Annotated in this window: 15 protein-coding genes; 4 read left to right on the forward strand and 11 right to left on the reverse strand. The window is 62.1% G+C overall.

The window, feature by feature from the left end; all coding sequences use genetic code 11:
* Positions 1–49: 49 nt before the first annotated feature.
* The 5 genes from GYH35_RS33605 to purU all read right to left on the reverse strand — a co-directional run bounded on the left by GYH35_RS33605 (position 50) and on the right by purU (position 6,237).
* The gene (locus GYH35_RS33605; RefSeq protein WP_161816486.1) at positions 50–1,378 is read right to left on the reverse strand and encodes an MFS transporter; all 1,329 of its coding nucleotides are present in this window, start codon (positions 1,376–1,378) and stop codon (positions 50–52) included.
* Between the two features lie 4 nt (positions 1,379–1,382).
* The gene (locus GYH35_RS33610) at positions 1,383–2,564 is read right to left on the reverse strand and encodes an alpha/beta fold hydrolase (RefSeq protein ID WP_161816485.1); all 1,182 of its coding nucleotides are present in this window, start codon (positions 2,562–2,564) and stop codon (positions 1,383–1,385) included.
* Complete coding sequence (locus tag GYH35_RS33615) at positions 2,561–4,342, reverse strand: feruloyl-CoA synthase (RefSeq protein WP_161816484.1); 1,782 nt, start codon at positions 4,340–4,342, stop codon at positions 2,561–2,563. Before GYH35_RS33615 ends, GYH35_RS33610 begins: the two co-directional genes overlap by 4 nt.
* A 118-nt stretch (positions 4,343–4,460) precedes the next feature.
* Positions 4,461–5,378, reverse strand: a complete 918-nt coding sequence (locus GYH35_RS33620) for a methylenetetrahydrofolate reductase (RefSeq protein WP_161816483.1) — start codon at positions 5,376–5,378, stop codon at positions 4,461–4,463.
* Between the two features lie 13 nt (positions 5,379–5,391).
* Complete coding sequence (gene purU / locus GYH35_RS33625; RefSeq protein ID WP_161816482.1) at positions 5,392–6,237, reverse strand: formyltetrahydrofolate deformylase; 846 nt, start codon at positions 6,235–6,237, stop codon at positions 5,392–5,394.
* Between the two features lie 129 nt (positions 6,238–6,366).
* On the opposite strand from purU, the gene GYH35_RS33630 reads away from it, so the two are divergent.
* Complete coding sequence (locus GYH35_RS33630) at positions 6,367–7,281, forward strand: LysR family transcriptional regulator (RefSeq protein WP_161816481.1); 915 nt, start codon at positions 6,367–6,369, stop codon at positions 7,279–7,281.
* Between the two features lie 9 nt (positions 7,282–7,290).
* Here GYH35_RS33630 and GYH35_RS33635 read toward each other — a convergent pair whose 3' ends face one another.
* The 3 genes from GYH35_RS33635 to GYH35_RS33645 all read right to left on the reverse strand — a co-directional run bounded on the left by GYH35_RS33635 (position 7,291) and on the right by GYH35_RS33645 (position 9,614).
* Positions 7,291–8,070, reverse strand: a complete 780-nt coding sequence (locus GYH35_RS33635; RefSeq protein WP_202624976.1) for a PRC-barrel domain-containing protein — start codon at positions 8,068–8,070, stop codon at positions 7,291–7,293.
* A 10-nt stretch (positions 8,071–8,080) separates the two neighbouring features.
* Positions 8,081–8,500, reverse strand: a complete 420-nt coding sequence (locus GYH35_RS33640) for a DUF4168 domain-containing protein (RefSeq protein WP_161830668.1) — start codon at positions 8,498–8,500, stop codon at positions 8,081–8,083.
* Between the two features lie 136 nt (positions 8,501–8,636).
* Positions 8,637–9,614: an AraC family transcriptional regulator gene (locus GYH35_RS33645; protein WP_161830669.1), complete on the reverse strand. Its 978-nt coding sequence runs from the start codon at positions 9,612–9,614 to the stop codon at positions 8,637–8,639.
* A gap of 102 nt (positions 9,615–9,716) precedes the next feature.
* Here GYH35_RS33645 and GYH35_RS33650 point away from each other — a divergent pair, with 102 nt between their 5' ends.
* Both GYH35_RS33650 and GYH35_RS33655 read left to right on the forward strand, forming a co-directional pair.
* A complete protein-coding gene (locus GYH35_RS33650) occupies positions 9,717–10,121 on the forward strand; it encodes a nuclear transport factor 2 family protein (RefSeq protein WP_161816478.1) in 405 nt (134 codons plus the stop codon).
* Positions 10,122–10,128: 7 nt separating this feature from the next.
* Positions 10,129–10,515, forward strand: coding sequence for a VOC family protein (locus GYH35_RS33655; RefSeq protein WP_161830670.1), 387 nt, complete (start codon positions 10,129–10,131; stop codon positions 10,513–10,515).
* Positions 10,516–10,517: 2 nt separating this feature from the next.
* On the opposite strand, the gene pdxR is transcribed toward GYH35_RS33655, so the two are convergent.
* The gene (pdxR, locus tag GYH35_RS33660; protein WP_161830671.1) at positions 10,518–11,951 is read right to left on the reverse strand and encodes a MocR-like pyridoxine biosynthesis transcription factor PdxR; all 1,434 of its coding nucleotides are present in this window, start codon (positions 11,949–11,951) and stop codon (positions 10,518–10,520) included.
* A gap of 74 nt (positions 11,952–12,025) precedes the next feature.
* Between pdxR and GYH35_RS33665 the strand changes: the two genes are divergently transcribed.
* Positions 12,026–12,607, forward strand: a complete 582-nt coding sequence (locus GYH35_RS33665) for a hypothetical protein (RefSeq protein WP_161816546.1) — start codon at positions 12,026–12,028, stop codon at positions 12,605–12,607.
* 159 nt (positions 12,608–12,766) lie between these two features.
* Here the strand turns inward: GYH35_RS33665 and GYH35_RS33670 are convergent, their stop codons facing one another.
* Complete coding sequence (locus GYH35_RS33670; protein WP_161816475.1) at positions 12,767–13,039, reverse strand: hypothetical protein; 273 nt, start codon at positions 13,037–13,039, stop codon at positions 12,767–12,769.
* A 276-nt stretch (positions 13,040–13,315) separates the two neighbouring features.
* On the reverse strand, positions 13,316–14,172 hold an 857-nt coding region (locus GYH35_RS33675; protein ID WP_161816474.1), incomplete at its 5' end, for a transposase.

Here is a 14,172-nt window from a genome sequence, read left to right on the forward strand (position 1 = left end):
ATGAATACACGGCAGCCCCCTGTCTATCGACCTTGTTTATTCGACCTCTCTACCGGCTCAGCACCAGCCGCGGTGGCGCGGCCAACATCGATCCTCGCAACAACCAAATGGACATCGCGGACAACGCCGCGCCTAGCGCCATGATCCCCGCGACACTGGGGCGGCTCGTTCCCGCCGCCATCAGCCAGCCGCCAAGCACGGGACCGAGCATTCCGCCGAAGCGACCCAGGCCGATGGCCAGGCCCGTGCCCGTGGCGCGCAGGTGCGTCGGAAACACGCGAACGAACGTCGCGTAGAAGCCGACCGCCGACGAATAAAGAAACCAGCCAAGCACGAATGCGACGGCTTTGAGAGCAAACAAGTCGGGTTGCGTCCGACCGAAGACAGCAAGCGAGAGCGCTGTGAGAAGCATCGCGCCGCTCGCCAACGGCTTGAGATTAATGTGCCGGGCGAGATACCCGAGCAGCGCGCCGCCGATGATCCCGCCCAGATTGGTCCATACCGACACTTCGGCGCCGACGCTCGCGGTAAAGCCCAGTGCCGTGACGATGGAAGGAATCCAGCCAAGCACGTAGTAGCACGTCATCATGTAGAGGAAGTACGCCGCACAGATCAGCGCCGTTTGCGCCACGAGCTCCTTGTCGAACGAGGCCCAAACATTCATGCGCGGCTGCCGTGTTCGAGCCGGCATTTCCGTAATGTTTGCTCGCCCCATCCGGCGAAGAATCGTATTCACCCGCTCCAAGGCGTCCGGCGAACGTTTGAACACCAGGAACTCGATGGACTCTGGCAGGCGCCACCACACCACGACCAGGATCAAAGTCGACACCACGCCGCCTAACAGGAAGACCGAGCGCCAGTCGAACTCGCGCAGCAGCCAAGCGGCGGCCATGCCGCCCAGCACGCCACCCAATGGATAACCGATGGTCATGAGACTGACGCAGAAGTCCCGGCGAGTGTCGTTCGAATACTCGGCGACCATCGCGTTGATGGAAGCCAGCATCCCGCCGATGCCCAGTCCGGTGACGATGCGCCAGATCGACAGCGCGATGACATCGGCGGCAGTCGCGGACAGCAACATGCCGACGGTCATCAGAATCAAACACAGCAGGATGATGGGACGGCGGCCCATCGAGTCGGCGAGCGGCGCGAGCAGCAGCGACCCCACCGACATGCCGACCAGGCCGGTGGAAATGACGATGCCGAGCCCGCCCGGACCCAATCCCCACTCGCGCGTGATGCCCGGCCCGGCGAACGTGATCGCGAGGATATCGAAGCCGTCGAGCGCGTTGAGCGCGACACAAATCGCGACCGCCACGATTTGGAACGAGCTCATGGGCTCGCGACGCAGCTGCGCACTGGGATCGGATGGCGTCATGCCCTCACCCACCGCTTTCGACATGCAGGAGAAAGCGCGCCTGACGGTGCGCAATGCGCCACAGTCCGTCGGAGCACAATCGCAATGTATCTTCGAACTCGCCGACGACCTGGCGCGACTGAGCACGGCGGCCGAAATCGCCGACCTCGTGATCGGCAGTGCCCGTCCACAACAACACGTTACTGATGGCGTGCGCTTCGTCGGGAGCGCGCAGATCGACGACGCTGCCGGAAACCAGATGACGAGTCAGATAGGCCGCGGGCCGCGATCGGTAGGATGCGAGCAATGCGTCGACACCGCAGAGGGGTTCTTTGCCCGGTCGTACCACGACCGCATCAGGCGTGAAAAACTGGGCGAAGCCGTCGAGATCGTTGGCGTCGAGTTTGAGTGCGGCCCGGCGGACCACGTCGCGACAGGCCGATTCGGCGAGCTGGCGCTCCAGCAGCGCGATGGGTCGCTGCCCGACCGGAATGTCTCCTTTCCCACTCAGCCATTCCGCCAACGCGGCCGTCACGGCCTCCGGTTGTTCCAGCGTACTCATGTGACCGCTTTCCTCGATGATGCGCAGACGCGCGCCGCGCACGATCACGGCCATCTGCAAGTGTTGCGATAAAGGACTCCAGGCGTCCTGGCGCCCGCAGGCCACGAGCGTGGGACAACGAATGGCGAGCAGCTGCGCCATCGCATTGGGTCTCGCGAGCAGCGCTTGGATCTGTGCGGCGAATATGTCGGGCGTCTTGCGCTCGACCATGTCGACCATGGCTTCGAATAACGGCGAGCCGAGTCGCTTGGGATGCACCATCCCCGACAGCCAGCGTCGTCCCATGGAGCGCATGCCGTTGCGACGAGCCTCTTCGAGCAGCGCCAGGCGAGATGTTTGTTCCTCCTCGCCTCGGGCTCCGGGCTGGCGCGGCTGCCAGCCGGAATCGAGCAATGCCAGCCGCTCGACTCGATGAGGCGCGAGTCGCATCACTTCGAGCGCCACTCGCCCGCCCATCGAATGTCCCGCCATTGCGAATGTTTCGGCTGGCGCATCGCGCAGGATGGCCCGCGCCATGTCGGTGAGCGAATGGATCGAGCCATGATCGGGCACCCAGATTCGAGCGTGGCTCGACAGGGCGCGCCTTTGTTCGGACCATGCGAACTCGTCGCAGAGCAATCCCGGGATGAGTACGAGCGTGGTCATGACAGCACCACCACGTCGCGCTCGCGATCCGAGGAATACAACCGCTCGACCATCGCTTGACGCGCCAGGATCACGGCGCGCTGATTGATCGTGCCTTTATCAGTGATTTCGCCTGCGACGATCGACGGTGGCTGTTCCAACACGAGGGCGCGAGTCACGCGCTGCGAGCCACCACCGGCGCGATGCGCCAGCACTTTGAGCAGATCGCCCAACCAGGTCTGCACACCGGCAGAGGAAAGCCGTGAGCCTCCCGCACTAAGAAACACGAGCATGCCCAACTCATCGCGATCCTGGCCGACGAACACGACGTCATGGATGTATGGCGTGCCCGCAGCCAACACCGCCGCACGCATCGCACCGACATTGACCCACGTGCCGCTCGAGAGTTTGAAGTCCTCGGCAATGCGACCGTCGAAACGCAATCCCAGGCTGGGCTGAGCCGGATCGATGAAGACCGCGGCATCGCCGCTGCAAAAGAAACCTTCTTCGTCGAAAGCCTCGCGGCTGATCTCGGGCTGACGCCAGTAGCCAGGCGTGATGCTCGGACCGCGATAGCGCACTTCGAGCTTGTCCGCGACCGGCGCGAGTTTCACCTCGACGCCCGGCGCTGGCAGTCCGATCACTCCGGGTTGCCACGTCGGCAGATGCGCAGAAATTGCGAACGGCGCTGTCTCCGTCATGCCCAGTCCCATGGTCATGGGAGTTTTGCGTCCGCGCACTTGCATCGACATCTCGTCGATCGCGTCCTGCACCGGCTTCGGCAATCCGGCGCCGGCGGGAAAGATCAATTTCATGCGGCTGAAGAAATGTGCGCGAAGGCGTTCATCCGCCCGCATGGCGTCGACCAGCATCTCCAACCCTTTCGGTACGGTGTAGTAGATGGTCGGGGCTACCTCGCGCAAATTCGCAACCGTCTGCGCCATACCCGCCGCCGTCGGCTTGCCCGCATCGATGTAGAGCGTGCCGCCGTGTGCCAGCACCGTCCCCATATTGGCGTTGCCGCCGGCCGTGTGATGCCAGGGCAGCCAGTCCACCAGCACTGGCGGCTCATCCTCGAGAAAGGGATAGCACTGCGCATACATCTGCTGATTGCACGAGAGCATGCGATGCGTGTTGATGACCGCCTTCGGCATGCGAGTGGAGCCGGAGGTAAACATGAACTTCGCCATCGTGTCGCCCGTCACTGCCTCGTGAGCGCGCTCGACATCGACGCTCGCCTCGCCGATCAGGCTGGCAAATGGACTGTGCGGTCGCGAGGAGATGTGACCATCGAGAGCGACGACTTCTGTCTCCGCCGGTACAGCCAGAGATACCGCCGTATCGAACGCTCGAGCGTCTTCGGCGTACACCAGTCCCGGCGTCAGCAGCGAAACTGCGTGCAGGACACGCCTTGCTTCGGGATCGACGAGCGAATATGCCGGCGATAACGGCGCGACCGGCACGCCGATATGCATGGCGGCGAACGTGAGCAGTGCATGCTCGATGCTGTTGCCCGAGAGGATGACGAGCGGCCGTTCGGCACTCAGATTCCGTTGCAGCAAGCCTGCAGCGATTCTCTGGATCTGTGCGAAGGCCGCCGAATAGCTGAGCTTGCGCCATTCGTCATGGGCATCGCGCTGGGCGAGCCAGACGGCATCGGGGCGCTCCTTGGCCCAGCGCGCGAGATATTCGGTGAAGCGGCGAGGATAGGAACGCAGCGGGTCGAGAGAGCGCAGCGACCAACATCCGTCGGCGCGTTGCTCAGCCACTCCTGCGTAGGGACCCAGCCTTGTGTCCACTCCATCCCCGCACTATCTAACTGTTTATATTCGATCCAAGCGGCCGATTATTGGGAGACGGCAGAGCCTCGCGCCAATGCCGAACCGCGGCCAAGCGATAACCTTTGCTGATAGTCCTCTAGTCGACGCGGAAACCACCGTGCCGATCGAGCGTGAATTCCCCGGCGCCCACGCGCTGCAGCCATTCGCAGGTTCGGAGGAATCCGCCGAAAGTGAAAAAGTGCAGTCCGTCATACACATCGGGCCGCGGCACACCGGCGAGCGTTCGCATTAGCTGCTCCGGCCCGTGATCGCCGATGAGCTTCACCATCGATGTCGGCCTTGCTCCCAGCGCACGAATCGACGGCCCGACGCCACAGCGCACGGCATAGCGAAGCAGCGTCGCGATACTGGCCGGGCCAGATATGCCGGCAACGAGCCTCGCTCTGACTCCATCGGCACGTAAGCCCGCGGCCCATTCCACGAACGGCGGCGCTTCGAAGAAGAACTGTGTGAGCAATGTGGCTTGCAGTCCGGCCGCTTGCGCCAGTTCCGCCTTCTCGCGTTCGGCTCGACGGATTTCCGGCAGCGGCACTTGCGGATGCCCTTCGGGATGGCCGGCCATCGAAATCCTGCGCAAGCCGAACTCGCCCAACTTGCCGGTTCGCAAGACTTCCGCGACAGTCGAATACGGTCCGCGCGCCTGCGGATAATCCCCAGAGATCAGCAGTATCTCCGCCACCTGGGCACGGTTGGCAGCCTGGTGCAAAAACTCTTCGAGCGTGCGTGCGCTGTCGAGCAAACGTACCGGCACATGCGGCACCGGCTCGAAACCGACCTCTCGCACCTCGTGACAGGCATCGATCGTTTGCTGCCAGGTCTGCTTCGGCAGATGGCTCACATAAACCTTTTTCCCCGGTGACAGCAACGAGCGAGCGCGACGCAGCTGGGGAGCGTCCTGGACATTCATTTCGATGGAACAGCCTCGCGCCAGCGTGGCAATGCCTGCCTGATCGACAACGGGTTCCGGCATGGCCTCGGCCTTGGGTTGTGTCATGTGCGACCTGCGCTCAGCGAAACACGACGGTGCGATTGCCGTTCAACAAAATGCGATGTTCGACGTGCCATTTCACCGCCCGCGCCAGCACCGCACACTCCACGTCGCGCCCCACAGCGGCGCAATCGTCCGCGCTCATGGCGTGATCGACGCGAGCTACGTCCTGTTCGATGATCGGTCCTTCGTCCAGATCCTCCGTGACATAGTGCGCCGTGGCGCCGATCAACTTGACGCCGCGATCGTGCGCCTGTTGATACGGTCTCGCCCCCTGAAAGCTCGGCAGGAACGAGTGATGTATGTTGATGGCGCGCCCCTCCAGCTGTTGGCACAACGCCGGCGACAGAATCTGCATGTAGCGGGCAAGCACGACCAGGTCGGCCTGCGTTTCGTCCACGATGTCCAGCAGCTGTTGCTCCTGGCGTTGCTTGTTCTCCGGGTTCACCGGCAGATAATGGAAGGGGATGTCGTTGGCGGCGCAGAGGCGATAGAAGTCGCGATGGTTCGAGACGATCGCCGGGATCTCGATGGCGAGCGCGCCGATTCGATACCGATACAACAAATCATTCAGGCAGTGGCCGAACCGGGAGACCATCAGCACGACGCGTTGCTTTCTTGCCAGGTCGTAAAAGCTCCACTGCATGGCGAACTTCTCGGCGATGGGCGCGAACGCCGCTTGCAGGGCCTCGACCGGCTGGGCCTGCTCGCCATCGAAACAAACCCTCATGAAGAAGCGCTGCGCCTGGTCGCCGAACTGGGCGCTCTCCACGATGTTGCAGCGGTGCTCGAGCAAAAAGCTGCCCACGGCAGCGACGATGCCTCTGCGGTCCGGGCAGGAAAGCCTGAGGATATAACGCTGCATGCGGCGGTCTTTGTCGAGAATCCCCCAAGGCCGGCTATGCTCCTGCCCCGGCCCTCATCCGGCAACACGATCTGGACTATTGGCTCTATCCGTGAAATGAATAGAGCCCCCTGAGCGATACATCCATATATGAGCGAGCTGGATCTGAATTTGCTGTACGCCCTGGTGGCGCTGGACGATTGCCGCAGCGTCAGCGACGCTGCTGTGAAGTTGCGCCGAAGTCAGCCGGCCGTGAGCGCGGCGCTAGGCAAGCTGCGCAAGTTCTTCGACGATCCCTTGTTCGTGCGCATCGGCAACAGCATGGAGCCCACGCCTCGAGGCCGCAGCGTCGTCGGCTCGGCCCGCGCCATTCTCGGACGCATCGGCACCGATATCATCGCGACCCCGGTCTTCGATCCCGCGACGCTGACCGGGCCCATCTCGGTGGCCATGTCCGACGTGGGCGAGATCGTGTTTCTTCCGAAGCTGCTGAAGGACCTGCGCCGGCTCGCGCCGCAAGCAAGCATCAACGCGGTCAGCCTGCCGGCGGCACAGATCGCCGAGGGGCTGGAGTCCGGCGCAGTCGATCTCGCGATGGGCTACTTTCCCGATCTGAAGAAGAACAATTTCTTTCAACAGGTGCTGTTCACGGACGGCTTCACCGGCCTGCTGCGCGCCGATCATCCGCTGTCGACGAAGAAGCTCAATCTGAAGCAGTTCCTGCAACTGGAGCACGTGGTCGTGCGTGCCGAGAGCCGCAGCCAGGAGGTCATCGAAGGTTACTTGAAGCGCAAGCGCATCCAGCGCCGCGTCGTGCTGACGACGCCCCACTTCGGCAGCGCCCCGGTGATCGTTGCGCAATCCGATCTCATGGTCACCGTGCCGGAGCCCCTGGCTCACTATTTTTCAGCCGCATCGCCTCAAGTTCGGGTCGTCGGCCTGCCGTTTCCGTCGCCGCGAATTCCATTGCGGCAGATCTGGCATCGCAAGTTTCACCACGACCCGCGCAGCCGCTGGCTGCGAACATTGACTGCGGAGTTGTTTCAGGCGCCGACTCGGGCCTGATGCTGTCAATCAGATTGGCAGCGTCCAGTCGTTGTCTTTCACGCCGCGTCGCCGATGTTCGAGCGGCCGTCCGTAGTGCCGATAGAGGGCGTCTTCCTCCGCTTCCGCAAACGATGCGGCGTCGTACTCCGGACTGTTGCGAACCTCATCGCGCGTGAGCGCCACATACGCCTTGCGCCCTTCCCAAGCGACGCGGTCGACCCAGTCCGTCGAAATCAGCACATGCCGACCCGGCAGCCAGTTGCGGGTATCGACGACGAAATAGCGCAGGCCCCAGGTGGCGTCATCGAAGATGAAGTCGTCGACGTGGCCGATCGAGCCATCTACCGCCTCGATGTGGTAACGCTCGACTTCGTTTGCGCTGCGCAGGTTCGGATCTCCTTTCTCCCGCCGCCCTGCTTCGTGCGCCGGATCGGCAATGGCCCCGTCCTTTGGGAAAGGCACCGGCCCCCATGCAAACATGCCCATCCAGTAGTACGGATAGCCGAAGTAATCCGAGTACGCGGTCTCGTACTGACGGGACACAGGTTTATCTGCGTCCATGTCCGGGCTGTTACGAACCTGCTCGCGGGTTAGCGTGACGTCCACTCGTCGCGCTCGCCAATCCACGTCACGAATCGCCCACGGCGATATCAGCACCCGTCGCCCCGTCAACCATGAGCCCGCACTCACCACCAGGTAGCGCAGCGTCCACTCGTGATCGTCGAAATAGGCGTCGCGGACGTGACCGATTTCACCGTCGCTCGCGCCAATCGACATCCGTTTCAAACCTGAGAGGGTCTGTAACATGGCGAATCCCTCAAATGGTCCGGCGCTTCTCGACCCGATCCGCGATCTTACGGCGCACATCGTTATCGAGCTCCGCCACCTCGGTGATCTGATTGAACTCATCGAGTTTCAAGCCGCTGCGCTCGATGGCCTGGATGATCGCGCCTTCCGCCTTCTCCTTGATCGCTACCGCCGCGGCTTCGTTATCCGCCTTGTCCAGCTGCGCGGACGCCTCGACTTGAATCTGTTCGATGTCGAGGTAGGCATCGGCATATTGATCGAGCTTCTTATCTTCGAGCGGCGCGGCTGCTGGCGGCACGGGTGTCGCGGACGGCGGAGGCGCCTCTTCTTTCGGCACCTGCGCGACGGCGATGGAGCCAGAACCGGCGACCAGAATTCCAGCCAGTACTAAAACGAACGATGTCCTCGAGGGGAATGTTACAGAGTTCATGAGCGGAGTCCTCCGCTTCGGCGTCGAGCCGTGCAACCCAGGAATCCGCCGACGCCCGCACGAGTTCCGTGCTGTGGCCGACGAACTACCGCCCGGCACTTGAATTACCGACGCGGTCGCGCCGTTCGGAATCGCTTCAAACCGCTCGAACGCTCTGGGCCTTGCGCTCCCGTCGATAGCGGGCCGGAGGCACTCCGAATTCGCGACGGAAGGCACGACTGAACGCTGCTTCCGATTCGTAACCTACGTCATAAGCAACTTGCAGGACTTTCCGGTCGGTGGTCGTCAAACGGCGCGCAGCCAGTTGCAGCCGCCAGCGCGCCAGATAGGCGAGCGGCGATTCGCCCATGAGTTGGACGAACCGGTCGGCCAGCACGGTTCGCGACGTTCCGCTCTCCCGAGCCAGATCGGGCAACGTCCATGCGCGCGCCGGGTCTCGATGCAGGAGAGCAAGCGCCTGCCCGATTTTCGGATCACGCGCGGTGGCGAGCCAGCCCGTGCGCTCGGCAGGCAATTCGTCCATGTAGCAGCACAAAGTTTCCACGAACAGCGTCTCGGCCAGCTTGGCAAGCACCGCCATGCGCCCGGCACGCTGCGGATCGATCTCGCTCACGCAGTGGCGTATGGCGCTCTCGATCCATGCGCCAGCCGGGCTGCTCCGCACATTGATCTTGAAGATCGGTGGCAAACCGCTCAGGAACGAGCCCTCGGCGTGACGTTCGCAACCCAGGTAGCCGCAGATGATCTTCGTCACAGCTCCAGTGCCGCCCCACTTCTCGGCGGCCAGCTCACCTTTCGCGAGCTGCGGCAACAGGCGGGCTCCAGGAAACAGCTTGGAGGTTCGTCCGTTCCACATTTCATGAGCATCGCCTTGCGGGAACACGACGATATCTCCCGCCTCGAGCGCCACATCATCGTGACCGTCGGTACGAGCGGTCGCTACTCCGTCGATCACGAGATGAAACAGTACGAGCCGCTCGCTGTCCGGTGAAACAACGGGAGCCACCTTGTCCTGCGCCGGCGTGGCGAAACGCCAGGGAGCGGAGAACTCGCCGTTGAAAAAGAGCGCACTCGTGAGGCGCACGGCGCGCATGGCTTCAGTCAGAGCATCCATCCAAGAAAAGCCGCCTGCAAAGAACTCCGGACTCTCGATCAATTCCGGCCGGGCGCCGCTCGGCAAACTCTCTCCCAGCCAACACCGAGTATAGGAGAGACCATGAAAGCCCAACCATCCCAGACGTTACCAATCCTGCAGCGGTTCAACCAGGCGTTCATTGAGTACGACGGGTCGCTGCTCGACGATCTGATCGGCGAGGACTGCGTCATGGAGAGTGTGGAACCGGCTCCAGACGGAACCCGCTACGTCGGGCGCAGCGCCTGCCTGGAGTTCTGGCAGAAGCTGGCCGCCAACCGTGACGGCGCGTTCACTGCAGAAGACATCGTCGCCTTCGACGAGCACGGCTTCATTCGCTGGCGCTATCGCTTCGGCCCCGGAATGTCGCAGTCGGTGCGAGGCGTCACCGTAATGCGCGTGCGCAACGATCTGATCGTCGAGGCACTCGGCTACGTAAAAAGCGGCGATGCGCCTGCGGCGACGGCAATCCGTAGTGCGACGAAGTGAGCACGCCATGCAGATCCGACATGTAATTATCAAGGTCGACAACCAGGACAAGGCGCTCGCGTTCTACACGAGCGTCCTTGGCTTCAGGAAATCCCAAGACCGGCCTGGCCGCGTTCGATGGCTGACAGTAGCATCGCCGCGGGGACCCAAGGGCGTGGAGCTCGTGCTGGAATCGAACGCCCATGCGCCAGCACGAGCGTCGCAAAAGGCGCTCTACGATGCCGTCTTTCCGGCGGCGATATTATCGACGAAAGATATCGCGGCGGAATACCAACGACTGAAGGGCCTGGGCGTCAAGTTTCGGGGCAAGCCGAAAAAGATGGGGTCGAGCACGTTCGTATTCTTCGATGACACGTGCGGCAATTACATCGTCCTGCTTCAGAGCGAGCCCTGACCTCACAGCACCTGGCGCAGCCGCCGAATTCCTTCTCGGATATCCGCTTCTTTCATACGCGAGTACCCGAGAATGAAACCGTGGCTGGCGGTCGGCGTCAGGCAGTACGGAGAGATTCCATAAATTCCAACTCCGAGCGATGCGGCCGCTTCGATCACGGCGCTCTCGGCGATGCGTCTCTTCGGCCACAGCACAATGTGAGCGCCCGCACCGTAACCGGTCACCTGGACACGGTCGCCGAGATATCGATCGATCGCGTCGAGCATCGCCTTGCGACGCGCGGCGTTTCTCCGGCGCACACGGCGCAGATGGCGCTCGTACATGCCACTCGAAATGAACTCAGCCAATGTTTCCTGTTCCAGAGTGGCGGTGTGCCGGTCGCACAGCCATTTGGCCGACGTGAACACCGCGGTCAGCGACTTCGGCACGATCAGGTAGCCGATACGCAGCGCAGGGAAGATCGTGCGCGAGAACGTTCCTATATAAATCACGCGTCCGTCGGTATCCAGGCCTTGCAACGATTGCAGCGGCTGCTCTTCGTAGCGAAACTCGCCGTCGTAGTCGTCCTCGACCACTAAAGCATCCGTTCGCCTCGCCCAATCGAGCAACGCAAGGCGGCGAGCCAGCGGAAGAATTGCACCGGTCGGAAACTGATGCGACGGCGTCACCAACGCGATACGAGCTTTCTCCGGAAGGGCAGCGGGATCCAATCCATCTGCATCCACTGAAACGGGCAGCAACCGTGCGCCGATACTACGGAGGACCTCACGGCCACCCTGATAGCAAGGATTCTCCACCGCGACTCGATCGCCCCGCTCGACCAGTACCCGCGCGATCAGATCCAAAGCTTGCTGTGAACCGCTGACGACGATCACCTGCGATGGATCGCACACCACGGCCCGCGAGCGACGCAGGTGGATTGCCAGTGCCTCACGCAGCGCCATGCTCCCGCCTGCCGGTGCGTAATCGAGTTCTCGCACCGGCGCCTTGCGCGCATGGCGCAACAACATGCGACGCCATGTTTCGAACGGAAACAGTTCGATATCGCTGCGGCCGTAGGCAAAGTCGTATCGCAGCGAGGTGGGTCGCTTGGCGGGAATGGCTATTTTCGGCGCAGCTTCGACCAGCGATCGACCGTAGCGCGACAGGCGCACATTCGCGCGGCCGGCACGGGAGCTGGGCCGGCCAGTGTCCAGCCCTTCAGCAACGTAGGTGCCCGATCCCGGTCGGCCGCGAACAAACCCTTCGGCGAGCAGTTGCTCATACGCGAGCACTACGACCGTACGCGAAACATTCAGATGCTCCGCCAATTCCCGGGTCGATGGCAGGCGCTCTTTGCCTTTCATCTCGTCGCGCAGGATCGCCTGCCGGAACCACAGGTAGATCTGCCGCGAGAGCGGCTCGCCGTCGTTCAGAAGTGGTATTACGAATGACACGGAGAATGGACCTTTGAAAGGGCCACAGTCTACGGCAGGCTCTCGACAATGAGCACACCGACGTGGAGGTCTGCATGAGCTCTCACAGCAGCGTTCTGGTGACCTGCGCGCTCGCCCTGATGCTTCTGCCGTTGCCCGGCATGGCCCAGCAAAGCTCAACTGACGCGCAATCCGCCGCCGAGAAGCGCGATGGGCGCCATGATTTCGACTTCGCCATCGGCACCTGGAAAACGCAGTTGAGGCGTCTGGTGAAACCGTTGACCGGCTCCACGACCTGGGTGGCGATGCAGGGGACCACCGTCGTTCGGAAAGTTTGGGATGGCCGCGCCAACCTGGCTGAGCTCACCCTGGACACCGCCGACGGCCCCGTCTATGTGCTGTCGCTGCGCCTCTACAATCCTCAGGCCCGCCAATGGAGCCTCAATGCGGCCAACGCCAGCGGCGGCACTCTGAGCGTGCCCACGGTCGGCGAGTTCAAGGATGGGCGCGGCGAATTCTACGACCAGGAGGTCTTCGACGGCCGAACCATTCTGGTTCGCAACGTCTGGTCGGACATTACTGCGGATTCGTGCCGGTTCGAGCAGTCGTTTTCCGATGACGGCGGCAAGACCTGGGAAGTCAATTGGATAGCAGTGGACACGCGCGTGAAGGAGTGAGATCTGCTCTGAGGTGAGAAGATCTTAGAGCAGGTGTCCCCCTGGGTGGGTGTCCAGGATGTCCTAGAAATTCGACGAACAGGGCCTCAGACACAGATGGCGTGGTGGGCACATGGCGTGGTGGGTGTCCAGGATGTCCCGGTCGACGAGATGACGCGGCTACAGTCGCTGCCAACTTCCTCCCGCGCCATGGTAGGTCTCGGCCGTGAGCTTGTATCGCTCACCAGTTTTCGGATTCGTAAAGTAGGCCTCTATGTAGTCCGGCCACGGACCGGTGTCGCTCACCACATTGAGATCGTCCAACGCTAAAGCGGCATCGGCAGGCACAAATTGCTGCAGGCTTCCATCCGCGAGTGCGCCTTTAATCTCCCGAAGAACAGTTGTGAGCTGGTGCTGTGACTTGATCTGTATATCTGCTATTGGATAGCTCATGTCTTCCTCACTCAATCCAAGAGCCATGCAGGATTAACATTAGGCATGCTCCTCTTTGGACATCCACATACTTTGCGCCCTCGCCTTCTCCCCTATTCGCCCCCCCTCAGCATCCTTAGCACTCGTGATGCAATCGATGCCATCCAAGCTGTCGCTAGCGACAGCCGTGTCTTTGGGCCGTTCGATGTGTCGCCCTCCGTCGCCGAGAAAACGACACACCCCGCGGATCCGAGGATATAAGTTCAGACAATGCTAGATCGAGCGCTTACGCTAAGCTTACGCCCGCTGTAACCGCCGCGCCGCCTGCAACCCTCGAATCCAGCACTGACCCAATCTTCTTGCGTGAGAGTGCAAGTGATCGAATCGACCGATGGCGCGCCCAAAGCGATTGCCACCCGGCCGCATCGTTCGCAGCCACGCATCCGGATCGATCTGTAATCTGGCGAACACGGGCGGCAGATGCTGCACCATGGCTCCGCGCTTGTCAGCACAGCGCCGCCGCCCGGTCCAATCGAGCAGTTGCAAGTAATCCAGGAATCTCATCGGGATGTGGGATCGGTCTGGATCGGCTGATTCGCTGAAGGCAAGCAATGGCGGCGATGATTGGCGAGCCGCCTGATCTCTTAGCGGCGGCTTCGTTCGCGGCCGCTCCACTGGCTCATGCCGGAACTGCTGCAAGCGTGCATAGATCGATGTGAACTCAGACTCCTCGGGCGTCGCCGCGATGCCGGCGCGCACTGGATTGAGATCCACATAGGCCATGGCCGTCAGCAAGCCTGCTTCATCGAGCAGCGCCTGCGATCTGAATCGTCCCTCCCAGAACCGACCGGTACATTCGTCCTCGGCATTGGCTCGCCGCGCCAGATGTTCGTTCAAACAACGCATGTACCAGCTGATATCGATCAGTCGCAGGCGCCAGCGTTCGATCAACTCCTCGGCTATCACCCGTTCGGCGGCATTGATGTGGCCATCCTGCCACCGCTGGATCAACGGCGGGATCCTGAAGAGCTGAGCCCATCTCGTTACGATCTCGGCATGACTCAGGCGCGCCGCCCGGCGCCGATCCACTCGCAGCACCAGATGATAGTGATTGCTCATGATCGCGTAGGCGCACAGGTCGATCGAGAAGATCT

Source organism: Steroidobacter agaridevorans (genome assembly GCF_009932555.1).
GTDB classification, from domain to species: domain Bacteria; phylum Pseudomonadota; class Gammaproteobacteria; order Steroidobacterales; family Steroidobacteraceae; genus Steroidobacter; species Steroidobacter agaridevorans.

What these genes read in the sequence shown, in the direction of transcription:
- purU (WP_161816482.1), bottom strand. Translation starts at nt 6,237, where the DNA reads ATGCAGCGTTATATCCTCAGGCTTTCCTGCCCGGACCGCAGAGGCATC.
- GYH35_RS33605 (WP_161816486.1), bottom strand. Translation starts at nt 1,378, where the DNA reads ATGACGCCATCCGATCCCAGTGCGCAGCTGCGTCGCGAGCCCATGAGC.
- GYH35_RS33630 (WP_161816481.1), top strand. Translation starts at nt 6,367, where the DNA reads ATGAGCGAGCTGGATCTGAATTTGCTGTACGCCCTGGTGGCGCTGGAC.
- GYH35_RS33650 (WP_161816478.1), top strand. Translation starts at nt 9,717, where the DNA reads ATGAAAGCCCAACCATCCCAGACGTTACCAATCCTGCAGCGGTTCAAC.
- GYH35_RS33610 (WP_161816485.1), bottom strand. Translation starts at nt 2,564, where the DNA reads ATGACCACGCTCGTACTCATCCCGGGATTGCTCTGCGACGAGTTCGCA.
- GYH35_RS33670 (WP_161816475.1), bottom strand. Translation starts at nt 13,039, where the DNA reads ATGAGCTATCCAATAGCAGATATACAGATCAAGTCACAGCACCAGCTC.
- GYH35_RS33640 (WP_161830668.1), bottom strand. Translation starts at nt 8,500, where the DNA reads ATGAACTCTGTAACATTCCCCTCGAGGACATCGTTCGTTTTAGTACTG.
- GYH35_RS33655 (WP_161830670.1), top strand. Translation starts at nt 10,129, where the DNA reads ATGCAGATCCGACATGTAATTATCAAGGTCGACAACCAGGACAAGGCG.
- GYH35_RS33665 (WP_161816546.1), top strand. Translation starts at nt 12,026, where the DNA reads ATGAGCTCTCACAGCAGCGTTCTGGTGACCTGCGCGCTCGCCCTGATG.
- GYH35_RS33635 (WP_202624976.1), bottom strand. Translation starts at nt 8,070, where the DNA reads ATGTTACAGACCCTCTCAGGTTTGAAACGGATGTCGATTGGCGCGAGC.
- GYH35_RS33645 (WP_161830669.1), bottom strand. Translation starts at nt 9,614, where the DNA reads ATGGATGCTCTGACTGAAGCCATGCGCGCCGTGCGCCTCACGAGTGCG.
- GYH35_RS33620 (WP_161816483.1), bottom strand. Translation starts at nt 5,378, where the DNA reads ATGACACAACCCAAGGCCGAGGCCATGCCGGAACCCGTTGTCGATCAG.